Here is a 19,509-nt window from a genome sequence, read left to right on the forward strand (position 1 = left end):
ATGGTAAAGACTAAAAATCGTTGACTCATCCTCTTGAAAGGGATTACATTGTTTTTATCGGACTGTAGCGCAGCTTGGTAGCGCACTGTCATGGGGTGTCAGGGGTCGGAGGTTCAAATCCTCTCAGTCCGACCATGTTAAAAAAACCGCTGTTTTTACAGCGGTTTTTTGCGTTTTGGTTAAGGCAATCGAGCGAGTACCTCGTTAACCTTATCGACTGCCTCCATTTGAGGCATATGTCCAACGTCTGGTAGAAGTTCGATTCTGGTATGAGTACTTAAGCTCGAATCCTCTACCTCGGGGGTGATTGGCACCACCTTATCTTCCTGCCCCCATATTAGGGTAATCGGTACCTCCAACGCTGACAGCGGTTTCACCAAATTGATGGTCTGTTTTCCGTTGTTTGATAACGCATTGCGAAGCAGATGAAGCGAGGCATCTACGCCATCCAGACGCTTATATTTGAGCAAATCGTCCACCATGGCTCGATTTACTAAACTTTGGTCGGCGAACAAATGCAAAACTGCTGCTTTCATGGCTTTGCGTGAATCTGCCTCAGAAAACCCAACTAAGTAGTCTTCACTGATATCAGACGTTAACCCTGCCGGAGCCAACAAAGTCAACGAAGCTGCCGAACTTGTGTTTTCAACCGCAAACTTCGCTGCCAGTAATCCACCCATGGAGTGCCCTACAAGATGGCAACGTTCGATGTTTTGCGTGCTGACAAACTCCGAAATAGTCTGGCTCAGACATTCAATCGGGTCGCCATTGAGTGCTTTTGTCGATTGCCCGTGACCAGGCAAATCCAACGCATACACCGGATTGCTAGATGCCTCTAGGTTGAACAACCAATTGTCGAGATCGCCGCCAAATCCATGAATGAACAGTAAAGGCGTACCTTCGCCGTCGCGATGCACATAGCGAACAGTACCCGTACTCAGTTCAATGAATTGAGAACGAAGCGACTCTTCGGCCTCTTCCTCTGCGTCGTCCACGGTGGATTCAAACTGCTCAATGTAAGCGTCGATCTCCTCATCCGATACTGAATCGTCCGCTAGTACACCCAGCAAGGCTTTCACATCATAGAGTTCGCCTTCTTCTGCCACTTTTCGTCTCAGCACTCCTGCATCCGGCGCTTCCACCATACTGGCGATTTTGTCGGTCTCAACATCCATGATTACCTGACCAACTTCAATGGAATCCCCCTCTTCCACCAGCCATTCATTCAGGGTGCCTTCCGTCATGGAAAGCCCCCATTTCGGCATAACAATCGGGATGATCGCTGTGTTCTCTGAACTCATAGCCCCTCCTTCATCACGTACTCAATGCGTTTCAAAATCGTATCGGCACTTGGCACATAAGCATCTTCAAGGCTAGGAGAAAAAGGCACAGGCGTATGAGGCGCGGTGACCATTTGCGCTGGCGCTTTCAGGTACGAAAACCCTTGCTCACAGACTTTGGCGCACACATCAGCGGCAATGGAACACCTTTCGTTGGCTTCATCAATACATACAATGCGTCCCGTAACTTCTGCACTTTCCAGCACCGTATCCATATCGATGGGAGAAAGCGTTCGCAAGTCGATAACCTCGCACGAAATGCCCTTTTTCGCTGCTAGGCTCGCCGCTTCCATTGCTCGGTGGACGGTTAATCCGTAAGAAACCAGCGTAACGTCGTTCCCTTCTCGCAATACATTGGCTTCACCAAATGGGATGGCATAAGCCTCTTGCGGCACATCGTCTTCCATTTGATAAAGGCTTTTGTGTTCCAAAAAGATGACCGGATCGTTGTCGCGGATGGATTGCGCCAGCAACCCCTTAGCATCGTAGGCATTTGACGGGCACACCACCTTCACCCCCGGTAAGTTAGTAAACATCGGGGTCAACATTTGGCTGTGCTGTGCCGCAGCGCGAAAGCCAGCGCCACACATGGCACGGATGACGACAGGTGTCTCCGCTCGACCTCCAAACATATAACGAAACTTCGCCGCCTGATTGAGGATCTGGTCGTAACATACGCCAATAAAGTCGATAAACATCAGCTCTGCTATCGGCCTTAACCCACAGGTTGCAGCCCCAATCGCCGCGCCCACGTAAGCGGATTCCGATAACGGAGTATCGATCATCTGTTTAGGGTGTTTGGCGTAAAGCCCTTTGGTGACACCCAGCACGCCGCCCCAAGCGTCATCCTCGCCCGGTGCGCCCGTACCGCCCACGATGTCTTCCCCCATCATCACTACATTTTCATCTCGCGTCATTTCCAGATCGACCGCTTCATTGATCGCGTCTTTAAAGGTTAATTGTCTGCTCATCTTTCACTCCTTGAATTCGATTAGTAGCTCACGTAAACATCGCGATGCAGTGCTTCTGGTGACGGCTCTGGTGCGTCTTTCGCTTGCTGAACCGCATCGTCAATCAGCGCCAATACCTCGCCATCAATGGCAGAAAAATCCCCTTCTTCTGCTAAGCCTGCTTTTAGCACCTGCGCTTTAAATTTCTTGATGCAATCATGATTTTCTCGCAGGTCTTCAACCTCGCCTTTCGCGCGATAGGTTTGTGCGTCCCCTTCAAAGTGCCCGTAAAAACGCACCGTTTTGCATTCCATCAAAGACGGACCATCCCCATTTCTGGCTTTCTGAACGATTTCGCCTGCCGCTTCATACACAGCAAAGAAATCAGTGCCATCTACGGTAATGCCCGGTAAACCAAACCCTGTTGCTCGGTCGATGTAAGACTTGGACGCCACCGCCCAGTCCACAGCAGTCGACTCGGCGTACCCATTATTCTCAATCACAAAAATTACGGGTAATTCCCACACCGCCGCCAGATTTAAGCTTTCTAAAAACATGCCTTGGTTAGACGCACCATCACCGGTAAAGCTGATGCCCACGCCATCGTGCCCCAAATGTTTCGCCGCAAAACCAGCGCCACACACTAAAGGCGACCCTGCACCCAAGATGCCGTTAGCCCCCATCATGCCTTTCGATAGGTCGGCAATATGCATGGAACCGCCCTTGCCTTTACACGCTCCAGTTTCTTTTCCGTAGATCTCCGCCATCATGGCGTGCACATCTACCCCTTTGGCAATACAGTGCCCGTGACCACGGTGGGTAGACGCAATCCGGTCTTTGTCGTGAAGATGCATCATGATCCCCACCGCGACCGACTCTTCCCCCGCGTACAAATGCACAAATCCGGGGATATCACCCCGTGAAAAGTCCACGTGTAGGCGTTCCTCAAACTCACGAATGGTTTTCATCATTCGGTAAGCGTCGAGCAATTTCTCTTTGCTCAGTGATTCGCTGATACTAGGCATCACATTCTCCTTGTTGATTACATAAAAGCATCCTTGCAGCGCATGCGTTCATGCAGGCTTCTACATTGATGGTAAAAAAAGCATTGGGAATCAGCTCGAGGGTCACATCATCTAGCGCCTCTACGATGTGTTCTCGCTCGCCATCCAGCGCAATCGCAGCGCTGCCATAACGAAGACCGACGGGCTGATTCGGGTTAAGGGTTGAAAGGGTTTGAATCGCAACAGGCAAAAACGCTCCGGGTATTAGAGGCACCATTAGGCTAGAAGCGCTCGCGTCTCTCGATAGCTCGACAAACCGCCCACACGGATCCGTACGTTCAACGGGGGCACTCAAGCCAATGATTGAAGAAAGCCCAACTTGCATGGCTGACGCAAAGGTCACGTATACCGCGCGTAGCGTATCCGGTTGCCACACGGCTTTGCTGCCGACAAACCTATCGGACGTTATCGCCGCATCCACTAACGCAATGTCTTCTATTGGTTTGGTTTTGCCTTCTGCGCCGGAGTGGGCTTTCTCTTGAATACGAAGCTGTAACAACTTATTGGGCGAAAGCGCTGTCTCTTTCGGGATTTGACCACTGGCGTACAGCGCCGTCGCCAAACCAATCAAGCTCGGCTCGATGGTTTCGGGAAAGGCGTTATTGGTGCCTGTGGAATAACCGGTAATGGGTGTGTTTCTGGCATGTTTAACCACCAGCCTATGCGTACCATCGCCTCCCAACACCACTATTGCACTAACCTTGCGTTCTTCGCATTCGCAGGCCGCGTTGATAGTGTCTTGATCGGTTCCGGTTATCGGGATGGGTAGAAGTTTGAGATCCGGAAAACCTTGTCGCTCGCCCACTTTTTTAGGCGCAGCTTGTTTGGAACTGGCTTGTTTATATCTGGCTGATTTAGCTAAAGCCGCTTGCCCGCGATTCACCTCTCGCTGCACCATGTCCGATAATCCGGTCTTATCAGGCATCATGCACACCTGATGCACGCCGCCCGCTTTCAAACCGGACAGTATTTTCAATACGATACTCACGCGATCGTTAAGCGTTAGGCTTCCAGAAGCCGCGACCACACGTCTTATGTCTCTTGCGGAGACGGGATTGGCAATCATGCCGACAACACCTTGATTCACAACATCTCTCCTTGATAGCTCCTTTACTAGAGCAAGCAAGATGCCGACTTTGAAATAAATCTATCCAATTGATTTTTATTGATAATTTAAAAATCCACTGAGGGAATTCGTAGCACCGCGACAGGATGCTGCAACAGGTGTTGCACGAGAGCGTTTCAAGAATGAGAAACACACAAAACAGCCGATTTCGACGCCGTTCTTAGGTGCAATCTAGTGGGGTGAATGCTAGATCTGTATTAATGTACTCAAGCTACCTCAAGGTGCAGGATTCAGAGCTCTATCTTCTGTTTCAGTTCAAGCCTCTCTATTGGCAACGAGCAAACGCAGTGGAATGACGAGTCCTTTCCAAGTTCTTTAACGATGAAATGAGACAGAAGATAAGCTCCCAAGGGCGAGTTTGCTTGGTTTTCATGCTGCGTTACCGATTCTTGATTTAGAACCACTAAATCTTCATATCGGTGCCTTGCCTGAAAACCAAACAATTCTCGCTGAACCTAGCATCTTGAGGTAGCTTGAGTACACCCCCAAATGCTCTAAGGTGACTGGGGTATGCATCGAAAGGAATCGATCATGAGAAGTTCAGAAGTGAATGCCATTCGCAGTAACACCTTTATCCGCTCTCACATAAAAGAGGTGGAACATGCCGTAAGCGGTAACGAGGTGGAGCGCGACCCTATTATCCTCAATTCGTGGAAACGCTGCGTCGAGACTCACCAGTTAGCGCCAGCCAGCTTAAAAGAAGCCTACATACTGCCCAGCTACGAACTGAAACTTCATCAGGAACGAACCGATCGACTAATTCACACCGCGCGCCATGCCCTAGAAATGCTGTACAAACAGATATCGGGCCAAAACTACGTGCTACTGCTGACGGATCACGAAGGCGTCACCGTCGATTACATTGGCAACACAACTCAACAAAACGAGCTGAAATCCGCAGGATTGTATTTGGGGTCGTCTTGGTCGGAAGAACGAGCCGGCACCTGTGGCGTAGGATCGTGCATTTATACAGGTCAACCGATTACGGTTCATCAAACCGACCACTTCGATGCCACGCACGGGCAGCTTACCTGCAGCGCTTCTCCCATTTATGGTGTAGATGGACACCTCGCTGCGGTGTTGGACATTTCAGCCCTGCATTCGCCGGAACCCAAAAGCAGCCAATTGCTGTCATTACAATTGATTCGCAACGTTACCAAGCGCATCGAGATGACCACCCTACTCTCCAGCTTTCGCCATCAATGGGTACTGAAACTGAGTAAAACCCCCGAGTTTTTAGAACTCGACCCCGATTGCGCTCTCGCGGTGAATGACGATGGACAAATCGTAGGGTTAACCCATTCGGCTTACGGCATATTAATGAAAGGGCATTCCGCCACAGCCAATCCGTTAAACGCCCATCAACTCGGCGGCTTACCATTGGATAGCCTGCTGGATTTAGACATCAACGACCTGCCGAAATACTCAAGGCGCTACTGCCCCAATCCGGTTGCCGTGACCACGCAATCCGGTGACTTGCTCTACATTCAGGCAATTGAACCCGTTCCGGTCACACCCAAATCCGTTCCTACAGAGCGCCCCATCGCTAAGCCGCTTGAAAGGCTGTTCTTTCGCGACCCGATCATGAAATCGATGGCAGAAAAGGCTTCAACCCTTGCCAATTCTTCTATCTCGATATTGATCTCGGGCGAAACGGGTGCAGGCAAAGAGTACCTAGCCAAAGCGATCCACGACGCTTCCAGAGGCAGGCGTCCTTTTGTAGCGATCAACTGCGCCGCAATTCCAGAAAGCCTGATTGAAAGCGAGCTGTTCGGCTACACCGCGGGCTCATTTACAGGCGCAGACAGAAAAGGCAAAAAGGGGTTAATCGAACGCGCCAATGGAGGCACGCTGTTTTTGGATGAAATTGGCGACATGCCCCTCGCCTTGCAAGCCCGATTACTGCGCGTGATAGCAGAAAAAGAAGTGACCCCAGTGGGCGGGCACACACCCGTGCCCGTTACCTTTCGGGTACTGGCGGCATCGCACCAAAACCTTGAAGACTTAGTGAAGCAAGGGCGGTTCCGAGAGGATTTGTACTACCGCATTTCCGGTGCCAAATTAGAGATGCCGCCCCTGCGGGTAAGAAAGGACATTAAATGGCTGTCGAGCAAACTATTGTTGGAATACGCAGACCAACCCGTTCCCATTAGCCAGGGCACCACTCAACTGCTGAACAAGCACCACTGGCCCGGAAACATTCGCGAGCTGAGTAATGTATTGCAGTTTGCGCTGGCGTTCAGCCAAGGGGAGAAAATTCACCCCGAGCACCTGCCCGATTCGTTCTCGAAATACCAAAGGGACGCACCCACCCTGCCCGTGGATACCCAGCTAGAAACCCTGCTGAATAACCTGAACTGGAACATTACCGCAGCGGCCAACTACTTGGGGGTTAACCGAAGCACAGTACACAGACGAATGAAGCGCTGTGGATTGATCCCACCCAACCGGCGATAAAACCCACAAACTGATCACCGCACAACCAGCCAAACTTCTTTTTTGATGGTTTTGACGTTTTTTCAATCAAACAAACCACTTAGGGGTTTACAAGATTTCTAACCCTATATATTATGCGCCTCAACAACGGAGAGATGGCTGAGTGGTTGAAAGCACCGGTCTTGAAAACCGGCATACGTTAATAGCGTATCTAGGGTTCAAATCCCTATCTCTCCGCCACATTCTAAAAAGCCGCTGATTTTTTCAGCGGCTTTTTTGCATTTTTCTCTAGTCATCGGCGACGGCTACATAGAAAAACTTGCGCCTTGTTCCAAACTGCCTCCCCTACCCCAAGCATACTTTTTGTGACATCGAGTCGGATTATGCTCGCTCATCAAATCTGTAATAACTAAAATTGTTTGTATCTAGTTTCTAGCGATTAACTGCGTTTTATTGCGATAACTGTCTTTTTTATAAAATGTTAACGAAAGAAAAAACAACGCACCGTACAATCCTATGAATATTAGGTAATTTTCAGTTAAGCCTTCTCTTTAGCGTTTAACTTACAATTCTTATCTACTTATGAATTAATTGATAAAACACTCAATGAAAGCCTCTCAATTTTCCTGTCTCTTCACTTTTTAAGCACAACTAATGTTAAAACCATCATTAACTTTCTGCACGTTTGGTCTGTTCGTATTCAAGCTCACTCAATTTTAAAAAATTCCCGATTTTAAAGGTAGATAGAGCCCGAAGTACTGGGCGTGTTCGCAGTTCCAAAAATAAAAAACTCTGTTTTTTATCCAATATTTCCTGCTCGATTTTTATATTAAGGTGAAAAAGTACCTACTGCTTAGCAATCAAGCGGTTATTGCTGTGTTTGCGGATTTTCAATAGGTACATAGCAGTGGTGCTCATACCTGAATATTCTCATTTGTAATGCGCTCACGGGTAATTTTTGCTGAGAAATAAAATGGAAGAAATGAGGCTTATTTTGGCGGTCACTGATGCCCACTTTGCATAACTGAACTTACTTAATTGTTCCTCAGGAGACAAAATGCAAAAGAAATTTTTGACTGTACTCATCTCTTCGTTGTTGGGAGCGCAAATCGTTAGCCTGCCCGATGTCTATGCCATGCCGTTACCTGTAGCGGCTTCAGATACCACCGAAGCGATCACCAGTTTTTCTCGGTCACCGCGAGAGTTTTTAAATCAACACACGGTTGATGTGATTGAGCTAGTGAAAAACGGCGGCTTGCCGACACAAGGCAACGTCAGGCTGGAACCTGCCACTGGAGGATTCAAACTTAGATATACAGAATCCACAGCCGCTGACACAGCCAACGCCTATTTCCTTGGGTTTAACGGTCGCTCTAATCCGGTCCCTGCGTATGTGGACATTCCTAAGAATGCCGCCGAGGGAACACTCATGCTCACTGGATCTTTAACCGGATGTTCCGTGGTCGTGACCGAGCTAAATGATACCCACTATCGTGTTTTTCATGACGGTCGTGTGGGAAGCTCTGTTCTCTACGACAACGTCGTGATGTCGGTCGATTATGCCGATTACGAAGGTAAAAAATCCACCGAGCAAATCGCCGGAGCTTACTTGATTGTCAAAGATGGCGAATGGCAGTTAATGCTTCAGAAACAAAAACAGATCCTCGACGACAAAGGCACTTTCACGTGGGTTAAACGAACTGGAAAAGAAGGCGAAGCGGTGATTCAGCGACCTCAAGTTCCTGATGATCAAGCCCGCATTCACGCCTTTAACCAAGAACGCATTAACGCGCAGAACCACCTGATTCAGGATGCGAAAAGACTTGGCATAAAAGTGACGAGAGTCCCGCAGGATGGCGCTTACACAAAAGACAGCACGGTCAAAGTGGATGAAAACCCTGCGCTCACGGAGTGGGAAGCGTTCAGAAACCAGTTGAGAGAAGAAGTGAAAAAAGAACTCGCGCCTGCCATTCAACAAAAAGACGCATTGTTCGCACAACTTCGCGGCGCTACAGGGGCGCAAAAGCAAGAGATTGAGAAAAAGCTTGAATTGATAAAAACCACCAAAGCCTATTACGAAGAAGAGTTTCTGGGCAGTATCGAAAAAAGTGTCGATACCGACCGTCTATGGATATGGCTTGAGAAAAAGAAACTGGAAGGTATAGATGCTGTCGTTGGCATCGACGTCAATTTGAAAACCAACCCTAATCAGCGCCTCATCGAAAAATTCAATACACAGAAACGAGTCTTTGAAAATCTTAAGGGTCAACGAGGTGAACGTTACCAGTTTGGTGTGGCCAATCATACTACTGTTGATTTTCCGATTCCCATCGGAGACATGACGTCTTTGAACTTGATAAGTTTATTGCTGGACGACACTGTGTCTCTAAACTTTTACCAAAAAGGGGCGCTGGTCAAGCACATAGAAAACAAATTCCGCGACGAGACGAAAAGTATCGCATTGAATCAAACGGCGAAGGTGAGTGAGTACATGACCGCAAGCGGTGCCAACGTTACTCAGCTTCTCCCACAAGATTTTGTATTATCTTGTGGTCCGGGCCGCTGCTTACCGCTCTCTCGTATCATGTCTACTGCCATCGCTCAAAATGGAGAGATGGGAGCGCGGGACTTTTCTTCGTCTCTGTACGATTCCGCTGCCAGCGCAGGCTCTTCCTCAGCTAACACTGTCTACCAAACGATTGGGGCTTTGCATGCCAATACCGACGCAAGATACGCCGAGAGCGACATTGGTCGGCTGAACATCCGAGCGATTACGGACAATTTGGCGGCGACACCTCTGACTGACGGTGGAAGTAAATTCATGCTCATGAACACCGCCAGACACAGTATGCTTGTCGGCAAACAGATGTCGGAAGGACGTGATCGCTACTTCTTCTACGACCCGAACTTCGCGGTATTTAACTTCGATTCCCCCAAGGCCATGCGCACGGCATTGAGAGCGCACTTACTTAAACATAAGTTTGCGCAGTATTACCAAGCAATGGGTACCGAGCAAAACCCGGAATTCGAGATGCGGGTAATCGATACGGATCAGATGGCTAGAGTTCGGCTTGCGACCGGCTTTGATGTCCAAGATTTGGCCCTCCCTTCTGAACGTGCTGCAAACATAAGCGCATCAAACAACGCTGCTCGGTTGGCATATACCAGTGACGCGGTATCTGCCGATCTTAAATTGCAATCAGCACTGAGCGTACTGGAAGGCGCGAACTTAGCACAAGGATTCTTAGAAGCAGCCGATGACTTGTATCGAACCAACAACCTATCGCACGACTGGGTTCCCGTTTTCGAAAGCATGAAACGCACGCAAGATGGCAACTATGCCATACCTCTGGTTCATGCCGAAGACAACCTGACAAGAGAGCTGATCACACCCGATGACCGAATCTGGAAGTTTAAACAGCACTTTGAAGAGTCACTTGGGCGCCTAAAAGAAAACTACCGTTATAGCGAAGGTGAGCTGATCCGCCGAGCAAACATCAGCGACGTGGAGCATGTCGATGGGTTGAATGCAGCATTTGCTGTGCAAACCATACTCACGTGGTTCAACAATCACAGTCGTACCGCCGCTGTAGATGATTCACTGCCAAATGGGCTAAGCAAAGCGCTTAAGGTTCATACCTACATCAACCTGACGCAAATTGCGCATGGTACCGTCATGGATGCCGCAACACTTGTCAACCTATACCGTACTGCTCTGCAAGAAGGGCAAAGTGTCACCAAGTCAACGCTTTCGGCAGTGAGCCATGTGGCAAACACCGCAGTCGGTATTGGCTTAGGGTTGGCCTCTGTGGTTCTGGATTCGTACGAACTGGCACACGCTCAGAATGAAGTTCAAAAAGCCGTTTTTGGTACCCAGTTGGCGTTTGATTCGGCGTCGTTAGCCACCAGTGCCGTCGGCATAGGAGCAGGCATCGTTGGCGCCAGCACGGCCTCTGCGGTCATTGGGGGTGCGGGTGTCATCTTAGGCGGATTGGGTATTGGTTTCACCGCATTGGCACAAGGTTTTGGTGAAATAGCACAAAGAGCCCAAGGTGTGGGTCAATACTTTGCCTTGGTGGACACAGCCTATCGTGAAGGCGGTTATGCCCACGTGAACAAAACGTTAGGTGATGGTGCATCGTATCAGCTCCTTCAGCCTAAAGATGGCGCAGTGATCGCTCAGCTCGATTTAGAGTCAAAACAGATTACTTTCGACAGTCAGTACATTTACAGAACCCACCATGGCAGCACAGGTTCTGGGGCAATCAACTACTTCTTCTGGATTGGGGATCAGCCCAGAATCGTCAGGAAGGAAGATCAAGCAATCAACGTTCGTGAGGGCATAGGATACGGGAACCACGCAACCCTCACCTCAACCGAAGGTGCACTCGTATTGCCCGCAACCCCTAAATCTTACATTGGGTATTCAACATACACGGCATTGCCAGGTGCAACCACCCGACACGACGCAGGGTTCGATGTGATTCGCCGTTTAGAGGTTGATGGTCGATTCGACTTCGATTTCTATGCATTCCCGTCTGAATTCATCCTTACCCGAATTACCCAGAAATACGTGAACACAGACGTCGCAATCAACTTAGGCGCACAAAATCGTCAAATTCTAATGCGCAAACTGGGTAAAGAGCTAAAAGGCAAGCTGAACTATGTTCTGAAAGGCAAAGGTGGCGAATACCGAGTCAACCTTCAGCCAGGAGCAACATTGTCGCTTGAAGTTGAGCCTCAAGCACAAGCCGGAACACGCTGGATCCTAGACGCTCGACAGTTGCCAGCAAGTGACATTCAAGTCGCCAGTGATCACTTAACGGTTGGCGGCATCCGAGTCAATCTTCGCAGTGCAGACCTTGGGCAAATTTTGGTGATCGGTAATCGTGAGGAAGTATTCACGATAGACAGAGCCAATACGGCCGCGCAGCTTTCATCAGAAAATGCCTCTCAATGGGCCAATGCGGATCAATTGCATCAGCATATTCAATCTGAAGTCGACAAACATCACCTTGAAAGTGACTTTGTCGCCGTAGAAAACTTTACGCCACAAGGTCAGCAACAAGCGGTAGGCCAAGCGTTCTATCAGGTTGATAAAAAGCGCTTTGTTTACACCCCCGCTCCGGCTCACGCGGACTTTCTCGCTCAAGCGCAGCTGGTCGCGATAAACGGTGATCTCGCGTGGTTTAATCAGGGCAGTGAAGTCTGGTTGGTCGACGTGAATCAATCCACCATTCTCGCTCAATACCGTGCCTTCGGCTGGGATCACGCTCAGGGCGCAACCACCAGCCGTGTTTGGCAAGAAAACCAGCGACTGTACTGGGCGGTGGAACAATCAACCCAGTCAGGTCAAAAAGCCACATGGACGTATGTACTGGATGAAAGTACTTTGCAGTTGGTGGATATCAACGGTGATACTGAGACCATTACAACACTGACGTCCGGCGGTTTGGGGAACGATATCCCTACGGGTCAGCTCTTTAAAACCCAAAATACCGGTGTTGGTGGGCAAGTGGACTTAGGAGCGAATCAATGGATTGATGCAACCTTGGGAGAGGTGATTTCCATTTCGGCGAATCATCAGGACAAGAACCATCGATTCTGGGTATTGGAGGAACAAGCGGGTAAACGCGGCGTGGTGAAAGCCAATGTGACCAATCACCCCAAAGACTTGATACTTGCGCTGGTGGAAAATCAGGGTAAAGCGAGTGAAAGCTACTACTTTTACTCTCATGCTCAAAAAACCGTGTATCACCAGACAGGCAGAAACGAGGCGGCTACGGTGCTGAGTTTGCCGAGTTCCGTAGGTGGCGTTGAAAAAGTCGCCAACGACAAAGCCCACTTATTCGCGTTCGCGAAAGACAACACTCTGTGGCTCGCCGATAAGAAACCTCTACTCGCTGGTGTAACGGAAGAATGGGTTAAGGCAAACCGGACTCAACTTTTAGCTCGCCTGCATGATATTAGCGATACTCACGATGCAAAACTGAGCCAATTGGTGATATTGGGTGCCAAAGAAAGAGACATTAACAATACGCTTCAAGCCACCAGTATCTGGTACGACACGCAATCCGCACGTCTCGTACAGGCGGGTAGAAACTTGGCTGGAAAGTCATTAACTTTGCTTGGCCTGACCGCGGACCAAAAACACGCGTGGATCTTCAATCAAGATGACGCCAGTTTATATCGTCAGGCAGTGCTTCAGCACGATGGTATGTTAAACGAAGAGTTGGTTGTTCAGGTTCAAGCACCAGATGCCGATCTGTTCCCAACAATGGAAGGAAATATCCTTAAAGTTCGTCAGCAAGGAGAATCTATAGAGATCACCACCAAAGATGGCGTCATCGTTGAACTGAGCGCCAACGCAACTCGTGGAGACAAACCGATACTTCGTGGTGTAACAGAGCAATGGCAACAAGCACATCAGAATATTCGTGCGGGTATTCAGGCTATGAGTGGCATCTACGAGCAGCCACAACCCGTCCGATTGCTCGGTTTGGAAGCGTCTTGGTATCTGCCTAGCGAGGGACAATTAATCACAGCCCCTAACTTGGACACGTCGCACGTCTTGAACTACCTAGGTCAAGGGAAAAGAGGAAACAATTACATTTACGACAGTGATACTCAAAGCCTCTACAGCTCTTCACCAAACGCTATCATCGATTCACTCAAGTCACTGGGTCAGTATGCCACTGCCGTGACCGAATCCGGCCACAGTTTGGTGCTTCAGGGAGCAAAAGGATCAACCAGTGGTGAGTTACCGCAAATCACGGGTATCCATAATGTGGTTTGGAGCGGCAGCGCCGAAAATTACCATTACCGGATTGATCAAGATACGCTCGGCCATTATGAGGAAATCGTGATTGTTCCTAGAGGAAACAATGGAAAACTCGACTTGCCATTTGCCAACGCAACCAGTGTGATTCTTCAACGCAGAGGCGATGCTTTGGCTCTGTACGATCCTCAGTCTAACACTGGCATTCTGATCCAAAATGCGGATCAAGCCGCGCAAAGAAACATGAGCATTGAAGGAAAGCGCCTTGAAAGTATCTTAAATCAAGTCGACCAACTCTCAGGGCAGGCCGGTTACGTTGTCAGTTACAGTGACGTCGTCACCTCAAACACCCCATAACCACTCAAAAGCCCGCCAAATCGGCGGGCTTAACACATTCAGCACAAACTCATCACTAGCGCCATCAATAACCCCAAATGATGCTTATTTATTAGCGATAATGCATATGTATTTAGGCGGATATTCATCCACTCATATGCCTCAAAACTTCTATGTTTCGGTTCAGTGTCTACAATTAAAATGAAGGAAATGGCATTCGTTAATAACGTATCTAGGGTTCAAACCCTATCTCTCCGCCACATTCTAAAAAGCAGCTGATTTTTCGCCAGCTTTTTTCGTTTTTGGGTAATTGAATTGTGGTTTGGATAAATCACTTTTACCCCATTGCGATTTACGACCAAGGAAACCGCTGTATGTTACTAGCCATAGGCGTATTAAATATTCTAATCTGATTTAGCCTACAAAATTCAGGTCCTGCCAGACGACGGCGACAATAACTAGTGCCGTAAGGTTTGATGCGAAGTTTCAGCACAGTGGTATCAGTTAGACATAGTGCAGGAGTAAAAGTAGACTTTTACTCATAATCGATTGGTCCCCAGTTCAAGTCTGGAAGGGGCAGAAAATTCGACAAGGCTCGTGGAGAAATCTACGAGCCTTGTTTTTTCAAGTCCGGCCCATATCCGATATTAAGCCTCCCTCACAAGAATTCCTGCCTGAATAATTCATAGCATCAATATTTCATCTTTAATCGCAGTGAGTCCCCCCCAAACCAAATACTTACATCAAGATGGCTTTGGTAAATGAGACGCCTAAATACACCTTATAAAGCTTTGAGCGTGCTTTTGACCCTCGATAATGTACCGACGACGCCACCGACAACAGAATGGGTTCAAAAAAATTTTAGGGACTAGGCTGAGCAAGGGCTGAGATATGATAGCTGGGTCAGTCTAGTGTGACCGACCCAGCGGCTTAGGGTTTTAGGTATTCAAAGATGCTACGTGTTGTGATGAGGATTAACTTTTTAAAGCTTTTTGGGCAATAAGACTCTGTCTTATTAAAATATCCCTAGTTGTTTGAAAATAAAGGGGTTTCTCTATCCCAGCCCACTTTCGAAGCATAAACTTAAATTTTTTTAGATCCTTCGACTTTTTGAAGGACGCTAACAGCCTCTCAAAGCTAATATGAACTTCTCGCCTAGCAAGGTTTAGGCGATCACAATTCAAATTAAGTTTTTCGATAGTTGACTCCAAAAGTTCGGAGTTTGTCGCGAAATTATTGTATGAAAAGGGCTTTGAGTTTGCTTCATCGACATTAACTTCAAGCTTGCCATAAGCTTTACAGTAATTAAACATGTTACTGCTTAAGTTAACTTCTAACGGAGATACAACTTTCCCTATCCATTTTTTGCTTTCGCCATGATTAGTTTCTAGGTGCTCTTTATAAGAGTCACAGGATTTGTTATCTGGCATAACAAACTGCTCAGTGCTATCTCTATCTGTGCCACCGATACAAACACCAACAACATTGTTCCAATCTAAATGCCAATTCGGTTGTGCATTACCTACAACCCATCCAGATTTAGAGTTGAAATGTTCAACTCTTCGATGGTGCTCATGGACATTAACTTCATTTAAATCGGTTTCGCAATATGCACAAATATAGTTTTGCTCACCAAAAATCTTCTTCTTTATTGCTTTTGCATCTTTACCATTGTTATTTCGAAAGTTCTCCCACGTATCATCAGGATTATGTATTGCATAAACAGTAAGCTCATTAGGAGGTTGAGACTTGTTAATCTTCCTCATACTCTTTCTCCCACTTACGGTTATCTATATATAACTCCAGCTCAACTAAATCCTCGTATCCAGCCCCGAAATGGCGAGAAAGTTGTTTTCTTAGCGCCAAAGCATCTTTAGAATCAAATTCGTCATCATAAACAAGCTCCCTATAACGAATTAAGGCTTTCGTTATTTCATCGTCTGGTGGACGTATGTCAACTTCAAACAAATTTTTTAACACCCAAGATGATACTGCCCCTCTAGTGCCCTTAGGAGCTCGGTACTTTTTACCTTCTTTTAACAGCCAAATAGATGAGCTATCGACAGTATGGCAAACTTGTGGGCTGTGAGTTGTTACTACAAACTGAATATTAGGAAAAGTAGACTCTAGCCTTTGAATCACTTTCTGTTGCCAGGATGGGTGCAAGTGCAGATCTACTTCGTCTATCAAAACGATTCCTGAGCCTTCTATGGGAGCAAGTGCTTTGGGATTAAGCAACGTAAGTCTTCTAGCAATATCTGCAACTAAAGCAAGTATGGTTTTTTCTCCTTGAGAAAGTTGAAGCACACTTAGCTGCTCACCATTCTTTTCTAAAATTAAATCGAGTGGTTTTCTTTGTAATTTTAAATTGTTAAATCCCGGTAAGAATCGATATATAGCATCCTTAACTATATCAAGAGATTTTTCGTCAACACTATACAGAGAATTTAATTGCTCTCTATAACTATTAAGTTCTTTCTTATGATTCTCTAAAATATCAATCAAATCCGGATGCTTTTTAATTAAGTCTTTTAATATAGGACTGCTTATTTCTGATTCTTTTGATTTTATCTTTATTCTTAATTCATCGGCGCTACTTGAGACGTCATTATCGCTTTCAATTAATTCCTTGAACCATCGAAAAAAAAGCTTAAAGTCCGCTTTACCTGACAAGCTTTTATTATATGCTTTAGCTTTATCCCATACGTGGTCATCTTTTATTTCATCGGAATCTTCAATATCTTTTGTAGTAACATCATTTGCTCTTTCAACAGTATAAGAGCAAAAGAGAGGTAACGACAGTTGAGGATCTAATTCATTTGCCTGACGTAATATTTGGCATATATCATTTATTTCAGTATAACTTCCTCGAGCTTTTTTTGTACTCATGGAGGTTTTTTGCATCAACTCCATATTGACTGATTGCTCTTCTATTTCAAACTCAGCAGAAATACTTGAATAGCTTTCACCGTTTTTTATTTCAATTTCTTCTATGAGCTCGCCATTTGATGACTTTGTTGCCAACCTAGAGTTAAGGTGTGTTAAACATTTTTTTATTGCTTCCAGTACGCTTGACTTTCCACACCCATTATTACCAATAAGCAAAGTTGTAGCGTTGTTAGTCGAAAGTCTTAAGTTTAAAAACTCGAAACCTTTATAGTTGTTAAGTTTTATTGATTTTAACTTAAATCTATTTTCTTTCAATTGCTTAGCGCAGGATGTTAAGTAATGCTGCGCTTTTTCTTTATTTTTTTCAACGCTAAAGCCTTCGGCATATGATTGCGCTAGTTGAAAAGATGCAGAAAAATCACCTTTTTCAGATCTAGAAATTAATCGTCGTATTGTCTTACTAGTTTTTTCTTCCATTTAACTAATACCATCATATTTTAGCAATTTAAAAATAAGCTTCTCACCGTACTTAACTTTCATTTTATCGAAGAAACTCGGTTCTATATATTTAGCAAAACCTATAAGTCCTTTTAAATGCTCAATGTCTTCTTTATCCTTAATTGAGTTTGTCGAGAATTTATGTAACAAAGCTCTAATATATCTCTTTCTCTCTCGACCTAACGATATCTTGTTATTATTAGCTAGTGTTATCCCAGTTACATGCCGATTATGTGCTTTAGATGTAAAAGTGGTCTTAGACCTATTTAACTTTATTTTCCCTTTGAATAACTCATGTAAACATTCTTCGATGAAGCTTGGAATATTAAAAAGAACACCTTTATTTAAGGTGGAAAATGTCAAATCATCAGCATATCTGGAGTAATTAACATCATTCAAACCACAATACTCTGTTACAATCCTATCAAATTCATACATTATTAAATTTGATAGAAATGGCGAGGAGGGAGCTCCTACACTAAGTACAAGATTAGGTGTTTTCTTTTTTGTCCTATTCCAAAAAAGTAACTCCACTAATGGATAAATCTCTTCATCAACCAATTCTATATTTTGGTAATCAATTGCATTTAATAGCATAGGTGGTGTTAAACTGTTAAAGAAGTTCTCCAAATCCAACTTTAATAAATAGTTGGATTTAATATGAACGCTGGCATTTTCTTTTATACCAACATTATCCACATATGCCTTAGCTGAATTATGAATTCTTACTAAAGGCTTAATTCGATTGATAATGGAACGTTGAATATTTTTCAATTCAGGTGTAGGTTGTGCAATTACCCTGAACCCAAATGTTCTTTTTGGTATTTTATACACTTTATAGTGAGCTGAGGGGTTGCTCGCTAGGTAGTCATTGAACCCTTTAGGAAAAATATCTGGCGGTATGCGACTAAGAATTGGAAGCTTCATTTATGTACTTACTTTAAAAAAATAAGTGTGATACAGGTTTCCCTGTATCACGATAGCTCTTTACTAAAAGACGCGGAGCGGTATTTCCGATCTGCAATCGTTGCGAAGAATGAGTAACTATTGCAGTTCGGAAATACCGTTCCGCAGCTGCAAAACCACTCAATAAATTAGAGTTTGGCGCAACGCCAAACTAGATTAAATCGTAAGATTAATCCAAATTACGCTAAAGAGCCCTGTTAAATTAGCCTACTTTGCCATATAAATCAATCCTAAAGAAAACGTAGAACTGAAAATCCAACGGGTAATGTAGACATCTAACCAGCTGATTATAAGTCAAAATCACGTCCTTTATTAATTCTGAAAATCATAGAGCGTAGGTTACCACTATTTATGAGGTTCGATGTAAAGCTATGCCTGAGGTCGTGTAAACGGAAGTCATCGTAGATACATACTGCTTTCTTGGTTCGGGCGAATATCTTTTTTTGAAGTGCAATATATCTACCCAGAACATCTCCGGCAAAAATATAGAGGGCCTACGAATCTGAAATCGTCGTTGGTCATGTATTACCTCCTTAGCTAAATTATTGAGCAGAACTGTTCTAGATAGCCCCGACTTTGTATGTAGTAGAAATAGGTTCCAATTGCTGTCATCGTCGACATTATCACTCTAGATTTCCATCTGATTCCCTCAACCCAACTTTCCCCCTAACTCATACTAGATTCGCCCTAGAACCGCTCCTAGTTTTGAGGTTACCGATTCCGGTAAACACCAACCCTGCCGATTAGCCTTCGTTTCTAGCGCTGAGGTTCACTCTAGTACATCACTAACCTAAATCACTTAAGAGATGTCAGACCAATTACCACAGAGGGTTAGTAGTATGTACCTAGCACAGAATTATGCTTACAGAAAGTAATCGAAGACTGGATGATATGGAAAGGACTAGAAAAGATAAAGGTCCGTGAATTTCTTCATGAGCCTTATCGGAATTTGGTGCCCCCCATATTTGAACTGGGGACCGAACGGTTATGAGTCGCTAAGTAGGAATAATGAATAGACGGAACTTTTCGACTTGATTTGCCATACTTCAGGTAATGCAAATAGTCAGAGTGAACTATGGTTTATAACTCGAAATGTCCAAAAACAAGTTACCAAAACCCAATCAAA

Annotated in this window: 9 protein-coding genes, 2 tRNA genes and 1 pseudogene; 4 read left to right on the top strand and 8 right to left on the bottom strand. The window is 45.7% G+C overall.

Translation table 11 applies throughout. The annotated features are described in order from the left end of the window. Positions 1 to 58: 58 nt before the first annotated feature. Positions 59 to 135, top strand: a tRNA-Pro gene (locus CW749_RS13175). Positions 136 to 179: 44 nt separating this feature from the next. On the opposite strand, the gene CW749_RS13180 is transcribed toward CW749_RS13175, so the two are convergent. The 4 genes from CW749_RS13180 to CW749_RS13195 are packed head-to-tail and all read right to left on the bottom strand — an operon-like array spanning position 180 to position 4,441. Next, entirely contained in the window at positions 180 to 1,301 is a 1,122-nt protein-coding gene (locus CW749_RS13180; RefSeq protein ID WP_101112596.1) for an acetoin dehydrogenase dihydrolipoyllysine-residue acetyltransferase subunit, read from the bottom strand. Then, the gene (locus CW749_RS13185; RefSeq protein ID WP_101112597.1) at positions 1,298 to 2,311 is read right to left on the bottom strand and encodes an alpha-ketoacid dehydrogenase subunit beta; all 1,014 of its coding nucleotides are present in this window, start codon (positions 2,309 to 2,311) and stop codon (positions 1,298 to 1,300) included. Before CW749_RS13185 ends, CW749_RS13180 begins: the two co-directional genes overlap by 4 nt. A 20-nt stretch (positions 2,312 to 2,331) precedes the next feature. After that, a complete protein-coding gene (locus tag CW749_RS13190; RefSeq protein ID WP_101112598.1) occupies positions 2,332 to 3,315 on the bottom strand; it encodes a thiamine pyrophosphate-dependent dehydrogenase E1 component subunit alpha in 984 nt (327 codons plus the stop codon). Then, positions 3,308 to 4,441 carry an NAD(+)/NADH kinase gene (locus CW749_RS13195; RefSeq protein WP_101112599.1) on the bottom strand — a complete coding sequence of 378 codons (1,134 nt, stop codon included), beginning with the start codon at positions 4,439 to 4,441 and terminating at the stop codon, positions 3,308 to 3,310. Before CW749_RS13195 ends, CW749_RS13190 begins: the two co-directional genes overlap by 8 nt. A 570-nt stretch (positions 4,442 to 5,011) precedes the next feature. Here CW749_RS13195 and CW749_RS13200 point away from each other — a divergent pair. From CW749_RS13200 to CW749_RS13210, 3 genes are all read left to right on the top strand, one after another. Beyond that, entirely contained in the window at positions 5,012 to 6,937 is a 1,926-nt protein-coding gene (locus tag CW749_RS13200) for a sigma-54-dependent Fis family transcriptional regulator (protein WP_101112600.1), read from the top strand. A 128-nt stretch (positions 6,938 to 7,065) separates the two neighbouring features. Continuing rightward, positions 7,066 to 7,156, top strand: a tRNA-Ser gene (locus tag CW749_RS13205). 817 nt (positions 7,157 to 7,973) lie between these two features. Continuing rightward, the gene (locus CW749_RS13210) at positions 7,974 to 14,051 is read left to right on the top strand and encodes a TcdA/TcdB pore-forming domain-containing protein (RefSeq protein WP_101112601.1); all 6,078 of its coding nucleotides are present in this window, start codon (positions 7,974 to 7,976) and stop codon (positions 14,049 to 14,051) included. A 953-nt stretch (positions 14,052 to 15,004) separates the two neighbouring features. On the opposite strand, the gene ptuB is transcribed toward CW749_RS13210, so the two are convergent. The 4 genes and pseudogenes from ptuB to CW749_RS28395 all read right to left on the bottom strand — a co-directional run. Then, positions 15,005 to 15,796 (bottom strand): retron Ec78 anti-phage system effector HNH endonuclease PtuB, encoded by a 792-nt coding sequence (ptuB, locus tag CW749_RS13215; RefSeq protein ID WP_101112602.1) that lies wholly within the window; start codon positions 15,794 to 15,796, stop codon positions 15,005 to 15,007. Further along, entirely contained in the window at positions 15,783 to 17,396 is a 1,614-nt protein-coding gene (gene ptuA, locus CW749_RS13220) for a retron Ec78 anti-phage system effector ATPase PtuA (RefSeq protein WP_101112603.1), read from the bottom strand. The genes ptuB and ptuA overlap by 14 nt, the downstream gene beginning before the upstream one ends. Then, the gene (locus tag CW749_RS13225; RefSeq protein ID WP_101112604.1) at positions 17,397 to 18,344 is read right to left on the bottom strand and encodes a retron St85 family RNA-directed DNA polymerase; all 948 of its coding nucleotides are present in this window, start codon (positions 18,342 to 18,344) and stop codon (positions 17,397 to 17,399) included. It lies immediately after the preceding gene. 354 nt (positions 18,345 to 18,698) lie between these two features. Further along, positions 18,699 to 19,002: pseudogene (locus CW749_RS28395) on the bottom strand (integrase); the annotation flags it as partial. Positions 19,003 to 19,509 lie beyond the last annotated feature (507 nt).

The organism is Vibrio sp. vnigr-6D03 (assembly GCF_002835515.1).
Classification (GTDB): Bacteria; Pseudomonadota; Gammaproteobacteria; order Enterobacterales; family Vibrionaceae; genus Vibrio; species Vibrio penaeicida.